General features: G+C 70.5%; 13 protein-coding genes. 6 read left to right on the top strand and 7 right to left on the bottom strand.

Translation table 11 applies throughout. The features are described 5' to 3' along the window. Nucleotides 1-33 precede the first annotated feature (33 nt). From AC1DPN_RS04495 to AC1DPN_RS04480, 4 genes are all read left to right on the top strand, one after another. Nucleotides 34-1,041, top strand: coding sequence for a carbohydrate ABC transporter permease (locus AC1DPN_RS04495; RefSeq protein ID WP_477083498.1), 1,008 nt, complete (start codon nt 34-36; stop codon nt 1,039-1,041). Continuing rightward, a complete protein-coding gene (locus AC1DPN_RS04490) occupies nt 1,038-1,997 on the top strand; it encodes a carbohydrate ABC transporter permease (RefSeq protein WP_477083497.1) in 960 nt (319 codons plus the stop codon). Before AC1DPN_RS04495 ends, AC1DPN_RS04490 begins: the two co-directional genes overlap by 4 nt. 112 nt (nt 1,998-2,109) lie before the next feature. After that, on the top strand, nt 2,110-3,138 hold the full coding sequence (locus tag AC1DPN_RS04485) for a LacI family DNA-binding transcriptional regulator (RefSeq protein ID WP_477083496.1): 1,029 nt from the start codon (nt 2,110-2,112) through the stop codon (nt 3,136-3,138). 242 nt (nt 3,139-3,380) lie between these two features. Further along, nucleotides 3,381-4,679, top strand: a complete 1,299-nt coding sequence (locus AC1DPN_RS04480; protein ID WP_477083495.1) for a right-handed parallel beta-helix repeat-containing protein — start codon at nt 3,381-3,383, stop codon at nt 4,677-4,679. Nucleotides 4,680-4,745: 66 nt separating this feature from the next. On the opposite strand, the gene AC1DPN_RS04475 is transcribed toward AC1DPN_RS04480, so the two are convergent. Further along, nucleotides 4,746-7,997 (bottom strand): bifunctional proline dehydrogenase/L-glutamate gamma-semialdehyde dehydrogenase, encoded by a 3,252-nt coding sequence (locus AC1DPN_RS04475; RefSeq protein ID WP_477083494.1) that lies wholly within the window; start codon nt 7,995-7,997, stop codon nt 4,746-4,748. A 144-nt stretch (nt 7,998-8,141) separates the two neighbouring features. Here AC1DPN_RS04475 and AC1DPN_RS04470 point away from each other — a divergent pair, with 144 nt between their 5' ends. Together AC1DPN_RS04470 and AC1DPN_RS04465 are read left to right on the top strand one after the other, a co-directional pair. Next, entirely contained in the window at nt 8,142-9,410 is a 1,269-nt protein-coding gene (locus AC1DPN_RS04470; protein ID WP_477083493.1) for a Glu/Leu/Phe/Val family dehydrogenase, read from the top strand. A gap of 59 nt (nt 9,411-9,469) precedes the next feature. Further along, on the top strand, nt 9,470-10,501 hold the full coding sequence (locus AC1DPN_RS04465) for an LLM class flavin-dependent oxidoreductase (protein ID WP_477083492.1): 1,032 nt from the start codon (nt 9,470-9,472) through the stop codon (nt 10,499-10,501). Between the two features lie 132 nt (nt 10,502-10,633). Here the strand turns inward: AC1DPN_RS04465 and AC1DPN_RS04460 are convergent, their stop codons facing one another. From AC1DPN_RS04460 to AC1DPN_RS04435, 6 genes are all read right to left on the bottom strand, one after another. After that, nucleotides 10,634-10,993 (bottom strand): META domain-containing protein, encoded by a 360-nt coding sequence (locus AC1DPN_RS04460; protein ID WP_477083491.1) that lies wholly within the window; start codon nt 10,991-10,993, stop codon nt 10,634-10,636. Between the two features lie 46 nt (nt 10,994-11,039). Next, nucleotides 11,040-11,732, bottom strand: a complete 693-nt coding sequence (gene hemQ, locus AC1DPN_RS04455; protein ID WP_477083490.1) for a hydrogen peroxide-dependent heme synthase — start codon at nt 11,730-11,732, stop codon at nt 11,040-11,042. A 36-nt stretch (nt 11,733-11,768) separates the two neighbouring features. After that, nucleotides 11,769-12,905 carry a ferrochelatase gene (locus AC1DPN_RS04450; protein ID WP_477083853.1) on the bottom strand — a complete coding sequence of 379 codons (1,137 nt, stop codon included), beginning with the start codon at nt 12,903-12,905 and terminating at the stop codon, nt 11,769-11,771. Nucleotides 12,906-13,031: 126 nt separating this feature from the next. After that, complete coding sequence (locus AC1DPN_RS04445; protein ID WP_477083489.1) at nt 13,032-14,036, bottom strand: carbohydrate ABC transporter permease; 1,005 nt, start codon at nt 14,034-14,036, stop codon at nt 13,032-13,034. Then, nucleotides 14,033-14,974, bottom strand: coding sequence for a carbohydrate ABC transporter permease (locus AC1DPN_RS04440; protein ID WP_477083488.1), 942 nt, complete (start codon nt 14,972-14,974; stop codon nt 14,033-14,035). The genes AC1DPN_RS04445 and AC1DPN_RS04440 overlap by 4 nt, the downstream gene beginning before the upstream one ends. 139 nt (nt 14,975-15,113) lie before the next feature. Next, nucleotides 15,114-16,499, bottom strand: a complete 1,386-nt coding sequence (locus AC1DPN_RS04435; protein ID WP_477083487.1) for an ABC transporter substrate-binding protein — start codon at nt 16,497-16,499, stop codon at nt 15,114-15,116. Nucleotides 16,500-16,503: the final 4 nt, after the last annotated feature.

Here is a 16,503-nt window from a genome sequence, read left to right as displayed (position 1 = left end):
TGCTCGACCCCGCCCAGCACGCGAAGGACCGACATGACCAGCACCCGAACCCCCAACGTCGCGGGGCCCACGGCCGGCGACGAGCTGGCGCGGACGCCGCGTCGCGCCGGCTTCTCCCAGACGCTCGGGCGCTGGGACGTCAAGCTCTCGCCCTACCTCTACATCTCGCCGTTCTTCCTGCTCTTCATCGTCGTCGGCCTGTTCCCGCTCTTCTACACGGCCTTCGTGTCGGTGCACCAGTGGGGCCTGCTCAAGGGCCAGGGCGACTACGTGGGGCTGGAGAACTTCACCACCGTCCTCCAGCAGGAGATCTTCTGGAAGTCGGTCCGCAACACCATCAGCATCTTCCTGCTGAGCTCGATCCCGCAGATCGCCATCGCCCTCGTGATCGCCGCGATCCTCGACGCGAACCTGCGCGCCAAGACCTTCTGGCGCATGGGCGTGCTCGTCCCCTACGTCGTCGCACCGGTCGCCGTCGCCCTGATCTTCGGGCAGATGTTCGCTGACCAGTCCGGCATCATCAACCAGGTCCTGCGGAACATCGGCCTCGAGGGCGTGCGCTGGCACGCCGAGGTGTTCCCCAGCCACGTCGCCATCGCGACGATGGTCAACTTCCGCTGGACCGGCTACAACACCCTGATCCTCCTGGCGGCGATGCAGGCCATCCCGCGGGACCTCTACGAGGCAGCGCTCATCGACGGCGCCGGACGCCTCCGCCAGTTCTTCTCGGTCACCATCCCGATGCTGCGCCCAGCGATCATCTTCGTGATCATCACGTCGACCATCGGTGGCCTGCAGATCTTCGACGAGCCCCGCATGTTCGACCAGGACGGCCGCGGCGGCTCGGACCAGCAGTACCTGACGGTGACCAACTACATCTACCAGGTGGGCTGGGCGCAGAAGAACTTCGGTCGCGCCGCAGCCGTCGCGTGGCTGCTGTTCCTCATCATCGTCATCATCGGCATCGTCAACTACCTGATCACGCGCCGGATCTCCTCCGAGAACCAAGGTGGCAAGAAGAGGAAGAAGGTCGGCGCATGAGCGTCATGGGAGCCGGCGCCGGTGGCGAGATGGGCGGCGCACCGTCCGTCGCAGCGATCGAGCAGTTCGCAGGGAAGGGTGCCGCGCGCAGCGCCGCCCGCAGGCGTGGCCGTCCCGGCGCTGAGGGTGGCACGCAGCGTCGACCGAGCTGGATCACGTACGTCCTGCTGACGATCGTCGTCATCATCTCGTTCTACCCGCTCTACTACGCGTTCCTGCTCGCGTCGTCGACGGCCCCGGACATCGCGCGGCACCCGATCCCGTCGCTCGTCCCCGGCACGCACTTCTTCGACAACGTCTCGCGGGTGCTCGAGTCGGGCGTCCCGTTCACGCAGGCCGTGATCAACTCGGTGATCATCGCCGTGGTCATGTCGCTGTCGGTGGTGCTCTTCTCGACGCTGGCCGGGTTCTCGTTCGCGAAGCTGCGGTTCCGCGGTCGCGGTCCGCTTCTGGTGTTCGTCATCGCGACCACGGCGGTCCCGACCCAGCTCGGCGTCGTGCCGCTGTTCCTCGTCATGAAGCAGCTGCACTGGATCGGTCAGCTGCAGGCCGTCATCGTGCCCGGTCTGGTCACCGCGTTCGGCGTGTTCTGGATGACCCAGTACCTCGAGCAGGCCCTGCCGTACGAGCTCATCGAGGCGGCCCGCGTGGACGGCGCATCCATGCTCCGGACGTTCTGGAGCATCGCGCTTCCCGCCGCCCGGCCCGCGGCGACCATGCTGGCGCTCTTCACGTTCGTGGCGTCCTGGACCAACTACTTCTGGCCGTTCATCGTCCTCGGGTCGAAGAACCCGACTCTGCCGATCGCGCTGCAACAGCTGCAGGCGGCCTACTTCAAGGACATGTCGCTCATCATGGCCGGCGTCGTCCTGTCCGTGATCCCGCTTCTGATCCTGTTCGTCATCGCCGGACGTCAGCTCGTGGCCGGAATCATGCAAGGTGCCGTCAAGGGCTGAGCAGCCATGGCAGGCTGACGCGGCGGACGGGGACACTGGTCCTTGGCGTCCAGCCGATCGGCCGACGCTGCGCTCGCAGCCTAAGGAGAGAAGACCAAGGGTGGTCGAGAACGTGACGCAACAGATCGATGACGGGCGGCCCCCCGCTCCGACGCTCGAGCAGGTGGCCGAGCGGGCAGGGGTGTCTCGCTCGACGGCGTCGCGCGCCATCAACGGCGGCCTGCGGGTCTCCCCCGAGGCGCTCGCCTCGGTCGAGCTCGCCGTCGCCGACCTCGGCTACACGCCCAACCGCGCCGCACGTTCGCTGGTCACGCGCCGCACGGACTCGATCGCCCTCGTGGTGCCCGAGCCCGACGAGCGTGTCCTGTCGGACCCGTTCTTCGCGGGCACCCTGAACGGTCTGAGCACCTCGCTCGCCGACTCCGACGTCCAGGTGGTCCTCGTGATCGCCCGCCCCGGCGAGTCGGAGCGGACCGTGCGCTACCTGCGCAACGGGCACGTCGACGGCGCCATCGTGGTCTCGCACCACCGCAACGACGAGCTCGACCGTGCCCTGCAGGCGTCCCGCGTGCCCAACGTGTTCGTCGGTCGGCCTCTGTCCGCGGACGACGGCGGCGTGCAGTACGTCGACACTGACAACGTCGCGGGCGGGCGCATCGCGACGCAGCACCTCATCGAGCGCGGCTCGCGCCGGATCGGCACCATCGCGGGTCCGCAGGACATGTCCGGCGGTATCGACCGGCTCACGGGCTGGCGCAGCGCCATGGCAGACGCGGGGATGCCCGACGACGCCGTGGCCTACGGGGACTTCACGCTCGCCTCGGGCGCCGCGGCCGCCCGCGAGATCCTCGCCCGGTTCCCCGACATCGACGCGCTGTTCATCGCCTCCGACCTCATGGCTGCCGGCGCGCTCGGCGTGCTCGCCGAGCTCAACAAGGACGTCCCCGGGGACATCGCCGTCGTCGGATACGACAACCTGGGCGTCGCTGCGTCGACCGTCCCGCCGCTGACGTCGGTGATCCAGCCGGTCGTCGCCATGGCCCGCGCCGCGGGCGCCCGGCTGCTCGCGCAGCTCAACGGCGCTCCCCCGTCGGAGCCTCTGATCTTCGCGCCGGAGCTGGTGGTCCGCGCGTCGACGTAGGCGGGCCCGCCCAGTGTCGCGCATTCGCACGAGGCGACCGGAGGAGCGCTGCCGCACCCGACGCGGGTCCGCCGCAGTCGAGGAATGCGTCGACCCTTAGCCCATTGGCGCTGGATTAATCCCAGCAAACCGGGCGATCTGCGGACATATCGCTGCTACGACGTCAGCGCATTCTTTGCGGCTGGTCCCCGTGCTCGTAGCATTTGCCTCCGCGTATATCCACACCCTCGGGGGCATGAATCATGACGACCGTCACAGTGCAGACTGCGGGGCGTCACTCCGTCCCTCGGCCGCGCGGCCGGGCCCTTCGCGGGCTGCTCGCCGGACTTCTCGTCGCATCGACGGCCGCGGTCGTGCTGGTGTCCCCCGCCGCCCCTGCGTCAGCCGTCTCGACGACGCTGAGCACGACGAGCATCGCGGCGGCCGCGAGCGGAGGTCGCGTCATCTACGTGTCGACGTCCGGCTCGGACACCATCCAGGAGTACAAGGACTGGTACAACGGCGGGAGCTACAAGACCTACCCGCGGATGCAGTGCCTCGACGATCCCACCACGGCCCCCGAGAGCCAGACCACCTGCCCTGAGCCGACGAGAGACCGCCCCCTGCGCACGATCGAGACGGCGATCCGGATCGCCAAGCCCGGCGACGTCATCGTGGTGCGCGGCGGGACGTACGCGGAAGCCATCGGATGGGGCGCCCGCCGCGCCTACTCCACGAAGCAGATCGTGCTGCAGTCCTACCCGGCCGAGAGGGTCGTCGTCGCCGGCACGCTCACCCTCAAGAATGCCGACTACTGGAACGTCCGAGGGATCCATTTCGTCTACAACTCGGCCATTCAGACCGGACAGTCCGTGGTCGCATTCTCCGGTGGTCTGGGGTGGACGTTCGCGAACAATGAGGTCACCGGTTCGCACGGCGTCGCCAACATGCTGGTCCAGGCGTCGGCCGCGTCGTCGACCACGACCGCGGCACTGACGGCTGCGGCGCCCCGCAACTACAAGATCGTCGGCAACTGCATCCGCGACAACCGCGGGACAGACGCCCACGGCACCGACCACAACATCTACCTGATGGCCAGCATCTACTCCACAGGCGGCCTGATCGAGCGGAACCTCATCGCCGGGGCGTCGAACGGCGCGAACATCAAGGCCGCCGCCAGCGGAACCTCGACCATCAACGCAAGCCCACGCAACGTGACGATCAGGTACAACACCCTGCTGTACGCGGCGTCCGGGATCACCATCGGCCTCAAGGCCGAGAAGGTGCTGATGGAGCGCAACCTCATCGCGAACCCGAGCGGTTCGCAGCAGTACGACGGAGGGGTCAAGGGCTACCAGCTGGCCAACCCCGGTGCGAACGCCGTCAAGGACAGCATCATCAGCGGGTACGCCGTGCCGATCCGCGAGGACTACGGAGCGGCGCACATCTTCACCGCGCGGAACGTCACGACGGCGACCGCGATCACGGGGTCGGTCGCGAACTGCAGCGCGCGCGCGGCGTCCTCGACGGTCTCCGCGAAGTACGGCCAGTTCGCCGGCTGAGCGAGACCGGGCCCGCTCCACGGTGGAACGGCACGGTCGTGGCTCCGGCCCCGAACGGCGGCTGAGCTACGCGCCGCGGTCCTCGCCGGGCGGCACATGGCCGAACCGGTGGAGGGTGCGGCTCACCGCCTGCTCGCGGACCACGGTCATCAGCTCACGCGCGGCGCTGGCCACGACGGGAGCGTCCAGCACCGTCACGTCTCCGAGTCGGGTCACCGCAGCCTCACGCAGTCCGGGGGCGTCGCCGACGACGCGGATGCGGCCCGTGACCCAGCCGTCGCGGACGCGGGCGGCGAACTTCTCGTGCGGCTCCGTCTCGATCGAGCTGACGGTCACCCGCACGCCGGCGGTCGCGGCGGCGTGCCGGACGCGCTCCACCTGCACCGGTCGAGCGTCGGAGCCCACCCGGATGGTCAGCAGCGGGATCGGCCGGTAGCGCAGGACGTTCGCCTCGACGCGCAGGCCCGACGGATCGTGCTCGACCGCGAGCTCGGAGGCCCACACGCGGTCGTCGTCCGCCGACGCCCAGGCCAACCACGCCTCGTCGTCGACCGGGACGTCCGGCGAGTCCGACCACGTGCCGATCTGCGCGACGTAGTGCGGGCCGCCGGCCTTGGCGCCGGGGCCGACGGTCGAGGCCTTCCAGCCGCCGAACGGCTGACGCCGCACGATCGCACCGGTGATGTGCCGGTTGATGTAGGCGTTGCCCACCTCGACGCGGTCCAGCCAGTGCGCGATCTCGGCCTCCTCGAGCGAGTGCAAGCCGCCGGTCAGGCCGAACGCCGTCTCGTTCTGGGCGTCGATCGCCTGGTCCAGCGTCTCGACGAACATGATCCCGAGCACGGGGCCGAAGCACTCGGTGGTGTGGAACCACGAGCCGGGCTTCACGCCGAACTTCACTCCGGGGGACCAGAGACGGCCGGAGTCGTCCAGGGGACGCGGTGTCACCAGCCATGACTCCCCCTCGTCCAGGGTGGTCAGAGCGCGCAGCAGCTTGCCGCTCGCAGGCTCGGTCAGCGGACCGACCGCGTTGCCCAGGTCGGTGGCCGGGCCGACGCGCAGCGACGAGACGGCGTCGGCGAGCTGGCGGCGCAACCGGTCGGAACGACCGGCCGTCCCGACGAGGATCGCGAGCGACGCGGCCGAGCACTTCTGCCCGGCGTGCCCGAACGCGGACCTCACCAGGTCGGCCACCGCGAGGTCGACGTCCGCCGCCGGGGTGATGACCAGGGCGTTCTTGCCGGAGGTCTCGGCGAGCACGTCGAGCGACGGACGCCAGCCCGCGAAGAGCCGCGCGGTCTCGATCGATCCCGTGAGCAGCACCCGGGAGACCGACGGGTGCGTGACCAGGTGTCGCCCGACAGGGCCCTCGGGGCTGAGCACCACGGTCAGCGCACCGGGCGCGTCGAGGCCGCGCTGGATCGCCGCCATCGCGACCTGCCCGCACACGGGTGTCTGTGGTGCGGGCTTGACGATCACCGGGCTGCCGGCGGCGAGCGACGCGAGCACCGAGCCGACGGGGATCGCCACCGGGAAGTTCCACGGCGGCGTCACGACGGAGATGCCCGACGGCGTGTGGACGGCACCGTCGACCGAGGCGAGGTCCAGCGCGCGGTCCGCGTAGTAGCGCGCGAAGTCGACGGCCTCGCTGACCTCGGGATCGGCCTCGGCCACCGTCTTGCCGGCCTCGTGGACCATCGCTGCGACGAGGTCGGCGCGGGCGTCCTCGAGCGACTCGGCCACGCGGTGCAGCGCCTTGGCACGGTCGGCGGGCGACACGGCGGCCCAACCGGGCGCGGCGGCCACCGCGCTCGCGACGAGCTCGTCGACCTCCGCGACCGTCGAGACGACCACAGCCCCCGGCGGTGCCTCGACCTCGCGCTCGACGATCCCCCGCGCCCAGGCACGGGCCATCGCCGCGGCAGGGTCGGTGTCAGGCGTGTTCTCGAAGGAGTCCGAGAAGTCGAGCGCGGGCCGGGCCACCCGACGGGGCTCCGTCGACGGCTCGAACCGGTCCCGGTACGCGTCGCGGAACGCCGACTCCTGGGCGTCCATCGCCGCCTCGTCGGCGAACAGGGCGTGCAGGAAGTTCTGGCTCGCGGAGTTCTCCTCGAGCCGACGCACCAGGTAGGAGATGGCGACGTCGAAGTCGTGCCGCGCGACCACGGGCGTGTAGAGCAGGACCGAGCCGACGGCGTCCCGCACGGCCCGCGCCTGGGCGGGCGCCATGCCCTGCAGCATCTCGACGTCCAGGGCCTCCCCCACCCCGCGCTCCTGCGCGATCAGGTGCGCGGCGGCGACGTGGAACAGGTTGTGGCTGGCGACGCCGACGCGCAGGTTCTTCGTGCGCTCCGGGGTCAACGCATGGTCGACGAGGCGCAGGTACGCGGCGTCGACGTCGGGCTTGGTTCCGTACGGAGCCTGCGGCCAGCCGTGCAGCTCGGACTCGACCTGCTCCATGGCGAGGTTCGCGCCCTTGACCAGGCGCACCTTGAGCCGCGCGTCGCCGGTGCGTCCCTGCGCCACCGAGCTCAGCTCCTCGAGGGCACCGGCCGCGTCCGGCAGGTATGCCTGGAGCACGATCCCCATGGGGGAGCCGCTCAGCTCCGGGTCCGACACCAGCCGCTCGAACACCCGGATCGTCAGCGCGAGGTCGCGGTACTCCTCCATGTCGAGGTTGAGGAAGGTGCCGGACCGGGCGGCCGCCAGGTAGAGCGGCCGCAGCTTCTCGACGACACGCGAGACGGACCCCTCCGTGTCCCAGGTGGACAGCTGGCTCGCCACGGCCGAGACCTTGACCGACACGTAGTCGACGTCCAGCCGTTCGACGAGCGCCGTGACGCGCGCCAGCCGTGCCGCAGCCTCCCGCTCCCCGAGCACCGCCTCACCGAGCAGGTTCAGGTTCAGACGGAACCCGTCGGCCCGGGTCGCCCTGAGGTGCCGCGCGAGCCCCGGACCGTCGTCGGCGACGAGGTGTCCGACCAGGCTGCGCAGCCGCTCGCGTGCCGCGGGCACGACGACCGACGGGAGGCGGGTCCCGACCAACGAGCCGAGGCCGAGCATCGCCTTGTCCGCCCGTCCGAGGAACCCGGCCGACGACGCCGTCAGCTCGGACAGCTCGCGCGCGGCCACCCGCACGTCCTGCGGCCGGGCCACCCGGTCGACGAACCGGACGGCCAGCTCGAGCCCGGCCGGGTCGGCGACGAGGGCGGCCAGCCGGCCGGTGGTGCGACGTTCGCGTGCCGTCTGCCCTTCCGCGGTGGCCGAGAGCCACTGCCGTGCCAGCCGAACCGCGTCGTCCGTGACGTCCTGCGACATGCCGCTCCTAGGTCGAGGTCGATCCAGTGTCTGCCTTAGTACGCGGAACGGCTAGATCGTGCGTGCGTTCCCGCACCGTGGACATCGGCGGCTCGCCCCTCGGTCGTCCCCGGTCCCCGCTGCGGCCAGTGGCATGGTGTGCACGTGACCGATCTCACAGAGTCCCCCGTCCCCGCCAACCCGCTCGACACCGCCAAGGCGCAGCTCGCCTCGGCGGTCGACATCCTCGGCTACGGCGAAGGCCTGCACCGCATGCTCGCCACGCCGCGCCGGGAGATGAACGTCGCGGTCCCGCTGAGGCGCGACGACGGCGAGATCGAGCTGTTCATGGGCTACCGCGTGCAGCACAACATCTCGCGCGGACCGGGCAAGGGCGGGCTGCGGTACTCGTCGTCGGTGGACGTGGACGAGGTGCGCGCGCTGGCGATGTGGATGACGTGGAAGTGTGCCGTCGTCGACGTGCCGTACGGCGGCGCCAAGGGCGGCGTCACCATCGACCCCCGCGAGCACTCGATGCAGGAGCTCGAACGGGTGACCCGCCGCTACACCAGCGAGATCATGCCGATCATCGGCCCGGAGCGGGACATCATGGCGCCCGACATCGGGACCGACGAGCAGACCATGGCCTGGGTCATGGACACCTACTCGGTGAACCACGGCTACACGATCCCCGCCGTCACCACGGGCAAGCCGTTGACCGTCGGCGGATCGCTCGGCCGGGCGACCGCGACGTCACGCGGCGTGGTGCACGCGGCAGCGGCAGCGCTCGGCGACGCGGGGGTGCAGCTCAACGAGGTGACCGCCGCGGTCCAGGGCTTCGGCAAGGTCGGCTCGCACGCCGCGCAGTTCCTGCACGACGCGGGCGCGCGGGTCGTCGCGGTCTCTGACGAGTCGGGTGGCGTCTACGCCGCCGACGGTCTCGGCCTCGCCGCACTGATGCGGCACGTCCACCAGACCGGCCACGTCGCCGGCTTCGAGGGCGGCGACGCGATCGACAACACGCAGCTGCTGGCCCTCGACGTCGACGTGCTGGTGCCGGCCGCCGTCGAAGGAGTGATCAACGCCGAGACCGCCGGCAACGTCAAGGCCAGGTGGGTGGTCGAGGGCGCCAACGGGCCGACGACCAACGAGGGCGACCGCATCCTCGCCGAGCGCGGCATCGTCGTCGTGCCGGACATCCTCGCCAACGCCGGCGGCGTCATCGTGTCCTACTTCGAGTGGGTGCAGGCCAACCAGGCGTACTGGTGGACCGAGCGGGAGATCGAGGACCGGCTCGAGCACCGCATGGTCACCGCGCACCGGGCCGTCGCCGCGGTCGCGCACGCCGAGTCGATCTCGCTGCGGGACGCGGCGCTGACCATCGGGGTCCGACGGGTCGCCGAGGCCCACCAGATCCGAGGCCTCTACCCGTAGCCGGGAGTACCGAGGGGGGCGCGGGCGTTGCCATCGAGGTGACCCCCGTACCCACCCCGGTGCCCCTCTCCGTCCTCGACACCGCCCCCGTCTCCGTCGGCCAGTCCTCCGGCGACGCCCTCGCCGCGTCGACGGCGCTCGCCCGCACCGCCGAGGCCGCGGGCTACCTGCGGTTCTGGGTGGCCGAGCACCACTCGATGGCCGCCGTCGCGTCGACCTCGCCGGGCGTGCTGCTCGCGCACCTGGCGGCGTCGACGACGACGATCCGCGTCGGGTCGGGTGGCGTCATGCTGCCCAACCACCCCGCCCTGGTGATCGCCGAGCAGTTCGCGATGCTCGAGGCGCTGCACCCCGGACGCGTCGACCTGGGCATCGGGCGTGCACCCGGTGCCGACCCGATGACCGCCGCGGCGCTGCGTCGCACGGTGGACGGCCTGGGTGCCGACGACTTCCCGGCCGAGCTCGTCGACGTGCTCGTCCTGCTGGGCATCTCGCTGCCCGGCCGCGCGGGGTCGCTGAGGGCCTCACGGCTGTCCGCGACGCCGGCCGCGACCTCCGCCCCCGAGGTGTGGCTGCTCGGCTCATCCCTGTTCAGCGCGCAGCTGGCCGGTCAGCTCGGCCTGCCGTTCAGCTACGCCAACCACTTCAACACCGGCCTCACGCTGGAGGCGGCCCACGCCTACCGGTCGTCGTTCCGGCCGTCGCCGGTGCTGGCCGAGCCGCGCCTGATGGTCTCGGCGTCGGTCCTCGTCGCCGACTCCGACGAGGAGGCGCACTACCTGTCGGGCCCGAGCCGCGTGATGGCCCTGTCGCTGCGGACCGGCCGCCCGCTCGGCCCGATCGTCTCCCCGGACGATGCCGCAGCCGCCCTGGCGGAGATCGACCCGGTGCAGGCCGCGGAGTTCTTCGAGAAGTTCCCCGGGACGCAGATCGCGACGACCGCCGACCGCGCCGTCGACGAGCTCACGGGCCTGGTCGACCGCACGCGGGCCGACGAGCTCATGATCACCGGCACCGCGTTCGACATCGCCACCCGGCAGCACACGATCGAGGCGATCGCCGCCCGCTGGCCCGCCTCGGTCGGCGTCTGACCTCAGCCGGCCACCACCCGTCCGGTGCATGGCCTGACCTGGACGTTCACCGTCCTCATCGGTCTGTTCATCGCGTGGTGCGTCGTCACCTGGTGGCACCGCGGCGCTGACCGGGCGGGCGCAGACCCGGCGCTACACCGGTTGCTGGCCCGCCGTCGCGTCGCGGACCAGGGTCGCCGCGCCGCCCGAGCCGTCGAGCTCGATGGTGTCGCCGTCCGGGGTCACCAGCTCGACCGGGTCGCCCAGCAGACGCAGGATCCTCTGCTCGCACGCCATCGCCTCGGGCGGGCCGGCCATCATCGTCGAGACCATCTGCCCGAACACCAGGCGCGTGCCGTGCAGCTCCCAGGTCCCGCGCACCCGGTTCACGCCCGTGTCGCCGTAGACCTGCCCGTCACCGTCGAACGTCAGGAAGGGCGCGGAACGCACCCCCGCCGAGACGTCGGCACCCAGCACCGCCGTGAACCGCCATGTTCCCGCGAGGTCGACCATGAGGCCGATCCTGCCACTGTGCTCCGGGAAACGATCCCCGAAGGCTTCAGCCTCGGGGCTGCCGATCTGCCCAGGCCTCGAGCGTGACGCGCGGGCCGGTGTAGAAGGGAACCTCCTCGCGCACGTGCAGGCGCGCGTCCGTGGCGCGCAGGTCGCGCATGAGGTCGACGATGCGGTGCAGCTCCGGGGCCTCGAAGGCGAGGATCCACTCGTAGTCGCCGAGCGCGAAGGCGGACACGGTGTTGGCACGGACGTCGGCGTACCCGCGGGCCGCCTGGCCGTGCTCGACCAGCATGCGACGGCGGTCGTCCTCGGGCAGGACGTACCAGTCGTAGGAGCGCACGAACGGGTAGACGCAGATGTAGTCCCCGGCCGGCTCGCCCGCCAGGAACGCCGGGACGTGCGAGCGGTTGAACTCCGCGGCTCGGTGCAGGCCGACCACGGACCAGACCGGCAGCAGGTGACGGCCCAGGTCGCTCGCCCGGAACCGCTGGTAGGCGCCCTGGACCTCCTCGACGGTCTCGGCGTGCCACCAGACCATCAGGTCGGCGTCGGCCCGCAGGCCGGCCACGTCGTACCAGCCGCGGATCTCGAGGCCGTCGCGGGCCACGGCCGCGAGCGCGTCGGCGATCAGCCGACCACGCTCACGGTCGCTCTCGGGCAGCACCTCTTCGAGCGCGAAGACGGTCCACATCGTGTAGCGGACGGTCGCGTTGAGGGCTTCGGCGTCGTGCGTCATCGCAGGTTCTCCAGACAGCGTTTCAGGACAAGGTGTTCAGGACAGGGGGTCTGACGAGCAGGCGGCGGGGATGCCCGTCGGCTGGCTGGCGCGCATCAGGCAGCAGCCCGGCCGGCAGACGTCGCGGAAGGCGGGGAGCGTCCCGACGGACACGCGCGGGTCCGGCTCGACCCCCGCATCCTGCGCGCGGGCTGTGGCGGCCCGCTCGACGACGAGGTCCACGAGGCCGCGCACGAACGGCTCCCGCGTCCCGACGGAGTCGGCGCGGACCGAAACCAGGCCGAGCCCGGCGGCGGTCTCGAGCGCCTCGGTGTCGAGGTCGAACGCGACCTCCATGTGGTCGGAGACGAACCCGAGCGGCGAGATCACGACGGACTGCACCCCGTCGGCAGCGAGGGCCGCGAGATGGTCGTTCACGTCCGGCTCGAGCCACGGCTGGCTCGGCGGGCCGGAGCGCGAGCAGTAGGCGAGGTCCCAGGTCACCGCGTGCCCGAGGCGCGCCTCGGCACCCGCTGCGACCACGGCGGCGACGTCCAGGTGCTGCGCGCTGTAGGACGCCCCGGAGACCGCAGAGGCCTCCTCCATCGTGTCCGGGATGGAGTGCGTGACGAACACGAGCCGCGCGTCGGCCGGGACGGTGGCGTAGGCCTCGACGACCGCGTCGATGTTGGCGTCGACGAATCCCGGGTGGTTGAAGTACGAGTGCACCTTGTCGACGACGAGCCCGTGCTCACCGGCTGCGAGCCCGAGGTCGACCGACAGCTCGTCGAGGGACGCCCAGAGGTTCTCCCGGTACTGGCGGCAGCCCGAGTACGACGAGTACGCGCTGGTCACGAGGGCGACGAGCCGTCGCGCACCGCCCGCGTGCGCGGCCGCGAGGGCGTCCTTCGTGTACGGCTCCCAGTTGCGGTTCCCCCACACGACCGGCAGGTCCAGGCCGCGCCGGGCGATCTCGTCCTCGATCGCCGCCTGGAGTGCGAGGTTCTGCCCGTTGATCGGGCTGGCGCCGCCGAAGTGGTGGTAGTGCTCGGCGACGACCGCGAGCCGCTCGTCGGGGATGTTCTTGCCCGCGGTGACGTTGCGCAGGAACGGCAGGACGTCCTCGGGGCCGTTCGGGCCCCCGAACGAGAAGAGCAGCAGCGCGTCGTACGGGGCGACTGGGGACGAGGGCATGGGGGTGCTCACGGCAGTGTCAGGGGCCACGTCCCGATCATCCCACCCAGGCAGCACGACGCCCGGCGGTCAGCGGACCGCCGGGCGCGTGAGATTGTCCGGACGCGTTGTCAGAATCGCCGGAGGTCAGCCCTTGACCGCTCCTCCGAGGCCCGCGCCCCGCAGGAACATGCGCTGGAACACCAGGAACATGGCGATCGGGATGAGCGTCGCGATCGCGTACGCGGCCATCAGCGTCCCGATGTCGGTCGTTGCCACGAGCGACGGCAGCCGCACCGACAGGGGCTGCAGGTCCGGGTTGCGCAGCACCAGCAACGGCCACAGGAAGTCCTTCCACGACGCGATGACCGCGAACACGGACACCACGCCGAGGATCGGCTTGCTCATGGGCAGCACGATCGACCAGAAGAGCCGGAACGGACCGGCGCCGTCCACCTTGGCCGCCTCGAACACCTCGCGTGGGAGGTTGTCGAAGAACCGGGCGACGAGCACGACGTTGAACGCGCTCGCCCCGGCGGGCAGCCAGACCGCCCAGTACGAGTTGACCAGCGAGTGATCGACCAGGGGCGGGTGCAGGATGATCAGGTAGAGCGGCACCAGCAGCACGACGGCCGGCACGAACAGCGTCGCCAGGACGAGCCACTGAGCGACCCGGGCCCACCGCGGACGGAGCACCGACAGGACGAACCCGCCCGTCGTCGCGACGAGGAGCTGCGAGGCCCACGCCCCGATCGCCAGCACGACGGTGTTGACGAAGTACTTGCTGATGTCGATGTCGTACCAGGCGTCGTGCAGGTTCGACCACTTGATGCCGTTGGGGAAGATCGCGAGCGGAGTCCGCAGGATGTCCTGCGTCGGGGTGACCGCGAACTTGGCCAGCATGAGCAGCGGACCGATGCTCACGACGATCAGGCCGAGGAGCAGCAGGACGTGCATCGTGTTCCACGTCCTGCGTACGCGGGGTCGGCGCCAGTCGGCCACCGACAGCGCGCTCCGGTCCTCCGTCGACTGGCGGGAGGCCTTGCGACGGGCGGGGGCGTCGTCGGGCGGCAGCGCACCGCCCTCGTCGGCCGGCGTCTCCGACGCCTCGGGGAACGGCATGGCCCCGGGGGCGGGCGTGGTCGTGGTCACGAGGTGCTCCAGCTGCGGGTGATCCGGAAGTAGATGAGCGACATGACGGCCAGGAACACGGCGAGCATGAGGCTCAGCGCCGTCGCCATGCCGTAGTTGCCGCCGAGGCTGTTCTGGAACGCGTACCGGTAGACCAGCAGGAGGACGGTCACCGTCGCGTTGGCCGGACCACCGCCGGTGAACAGGTACGGCTCGAGGAACACCTGGGCAGTCCCGATGATCTGCAGGATGAAGGTGATGAGCAGGACGCCGCGCAGCTGCGGCATCGTGACGTGCCAGATCTTGCGCCACACGGAGGCACCGTCGACCTCGGCGGCGTCGTACAGCTCGGTGGGGACGCTCGTCAGGGCGGCGAGGTAGATGATCACCGTGCCGCCCGCGGCCGCCCAGGTGGCCTCGAGCACGAGGGACGGCATCGCCGACGTCGCGCTCTGCAACCACAGCTGGGGTGGTATCCCGAAGTAGCCGATGATCGTGTTGAAGACGCCCTCGGGCCGCGGGTCGTAGAAGAACTTCCAGAGCAGCACGGCGACGACGGGCGGCACCACGACCGGCAGGTAGGCGAGCGCCGAGAACAGACCCTTGCCGCGGCGCACCTCGCTCATCAGCACCGCCGCGATCAGCGGGACCGGGTAGCCGAAGATGAGGGCCAGCAGCGCGAAGTACGCGGTGTTGCGGATCGCGACGGGCAGCACCGGGTCCGCGAACACCCGCTGGAAGTTCTCCAGGCCGACCCAGGACGTGACGATGAGGTTCGTCTTCTGGAAGCTCATCACGACGGCCTTGACGATCGGCGCCCAGGAGAAGACCCCGAAGATCACCAGCATCGGGAGGGCGAACAGCAGCGTGCTCAGTCCGCCGCCGCGGACCCACGTGACGGGTGAGCGTCGCTTACCGGCTCGTCGTCGTTGCGGGACGACGGGGTCGGTGGTGACCATCGGGACCTTCTCTCGGTGCGTGTCTTTCGGTGGAGCAGTTCGGTGGAGCAGTTCGGTGGAGCAGTTCCGTGGAGTGCTGTCCGGGGAGTTCGACGGTGCCCGACCAGGCAGGACCCGGCCGGGCACCGTCGAGCGGGGGTCAGCCCGCCTGGTCGATCAGTGCCTGCGACTGCTCGTTCGCGGCAGTCAGCAGCGCGTCGATGTCGACGCTCGGGTCCGTCATGACCGCCTGCACGATCGGGAAGAGCAGGCCGTAGGTCTCCTGCGTGGCACGAGCGGCCTCAGGGATGACGGGCTGGGTGAACATGACGTCGGTGTAGCCCGCCATGTGGTCGAGCGGGACGTTGACGTAGTCCTTGATCCAGCCGAGCGACGTCTCGTACTGCTCCTTGCTGAAGATCGGGAGCGTCGGGGTGCCGACGGCCTGCGGCGGGGTCTGCTCCGCGAGGATCTTGGCGTCGGCGACGGCCTGGTCCTCGTCGACCAGCTTGGACAGGTACCAGAAGTCGATCCACTTGACCGCGGCGTCCTTCTCCGCGTCGGTGGCCTTCGGGTCGACGGCCGCGTAGGTGCCGCCGCCGAGCGTGCCGGCGTCCGAGCCCTCGGTCGGGAGCGCCGTCAGGCCGTAGTCGAGGTTGTCCGCCGTGACGCCGTTGTTCTGCACCAGAGCGGTGTAGATGTCGGAGCCCGACGTGTACATGGCGAACTGACCGGCCGCGAAGCCGCTGTTCACGTCGCCCCAGCCGAGCTGCGTGTTCTCGAACAGCGAGCCGTCCGACTTGAGGTCACCCAGGAACTCGAGCGACTCCTTGACCGCGGGGTCCGTCAGCGTCGCCGTGTACGTGCCGTCCTTCTCGGTCTGCGTGCGGCCACCGCGCGAGTAGGCCGCGGCCGTGAGCTGCCAGCCGCCCGCGTTGTCGAGCGCCATCATCGCGTAGCCCGGCACGCCGGTCTTGTCGTGGATGGTCTTGGAGGCCGCGCGGATCTCTTCCCACGTCGTCGGCGGGTTGTCCGGGTCCAGACCGGCGTCCGTGAAGAGCTTCCGGTTGTAGTGCAGGGCCACGGCGTAGATCGACTTGGCCGGGACGGCGTAGATCTTGCCGTCGTCGCTCAGTCCGGCTGCGAGGACCTGGTCGTTGAAGTCGTCCGCGTACGGAAGCTGCTGGACCTGGGCGTCGATGTCGGCGATCTGACCGTTCTGGATCAGGACCTTGGTGTCCGTCGCCGGGACCTCGAACACGGTCGGCAGCGTGCCGCCGGCCAGGTCGGCAGCGAACGTCGACGCGAGCCAGTTGTACTCCTGCGTCTCGATCTTGATGTCGGGGTACTTCTCCTCGAACTGCGTGACGCGCTCGTTGAGCGCGTCGATCGCGGTCTGCTCGGCGCCGGGCTGGAGACCGGCGACCGTGATGGTGACCTTCTCGTCTCCCGGCGCGCTCGAGGCGTCGCTGCTGGAGTCGTCATCAGAAGAGCACGCGGCCAGCATGGTCAGAGACATGGCTCCGACCAGGGCGAGTGCGGTCATGCGT

This window comes from Cellulomonas sp. P4_H4 (genome assembly GCF_056400865.1).
Note: the sequence above shows the minus strand (reverse complement) of the source record. Positions and strands in the feature narration are given on the sequence as shown.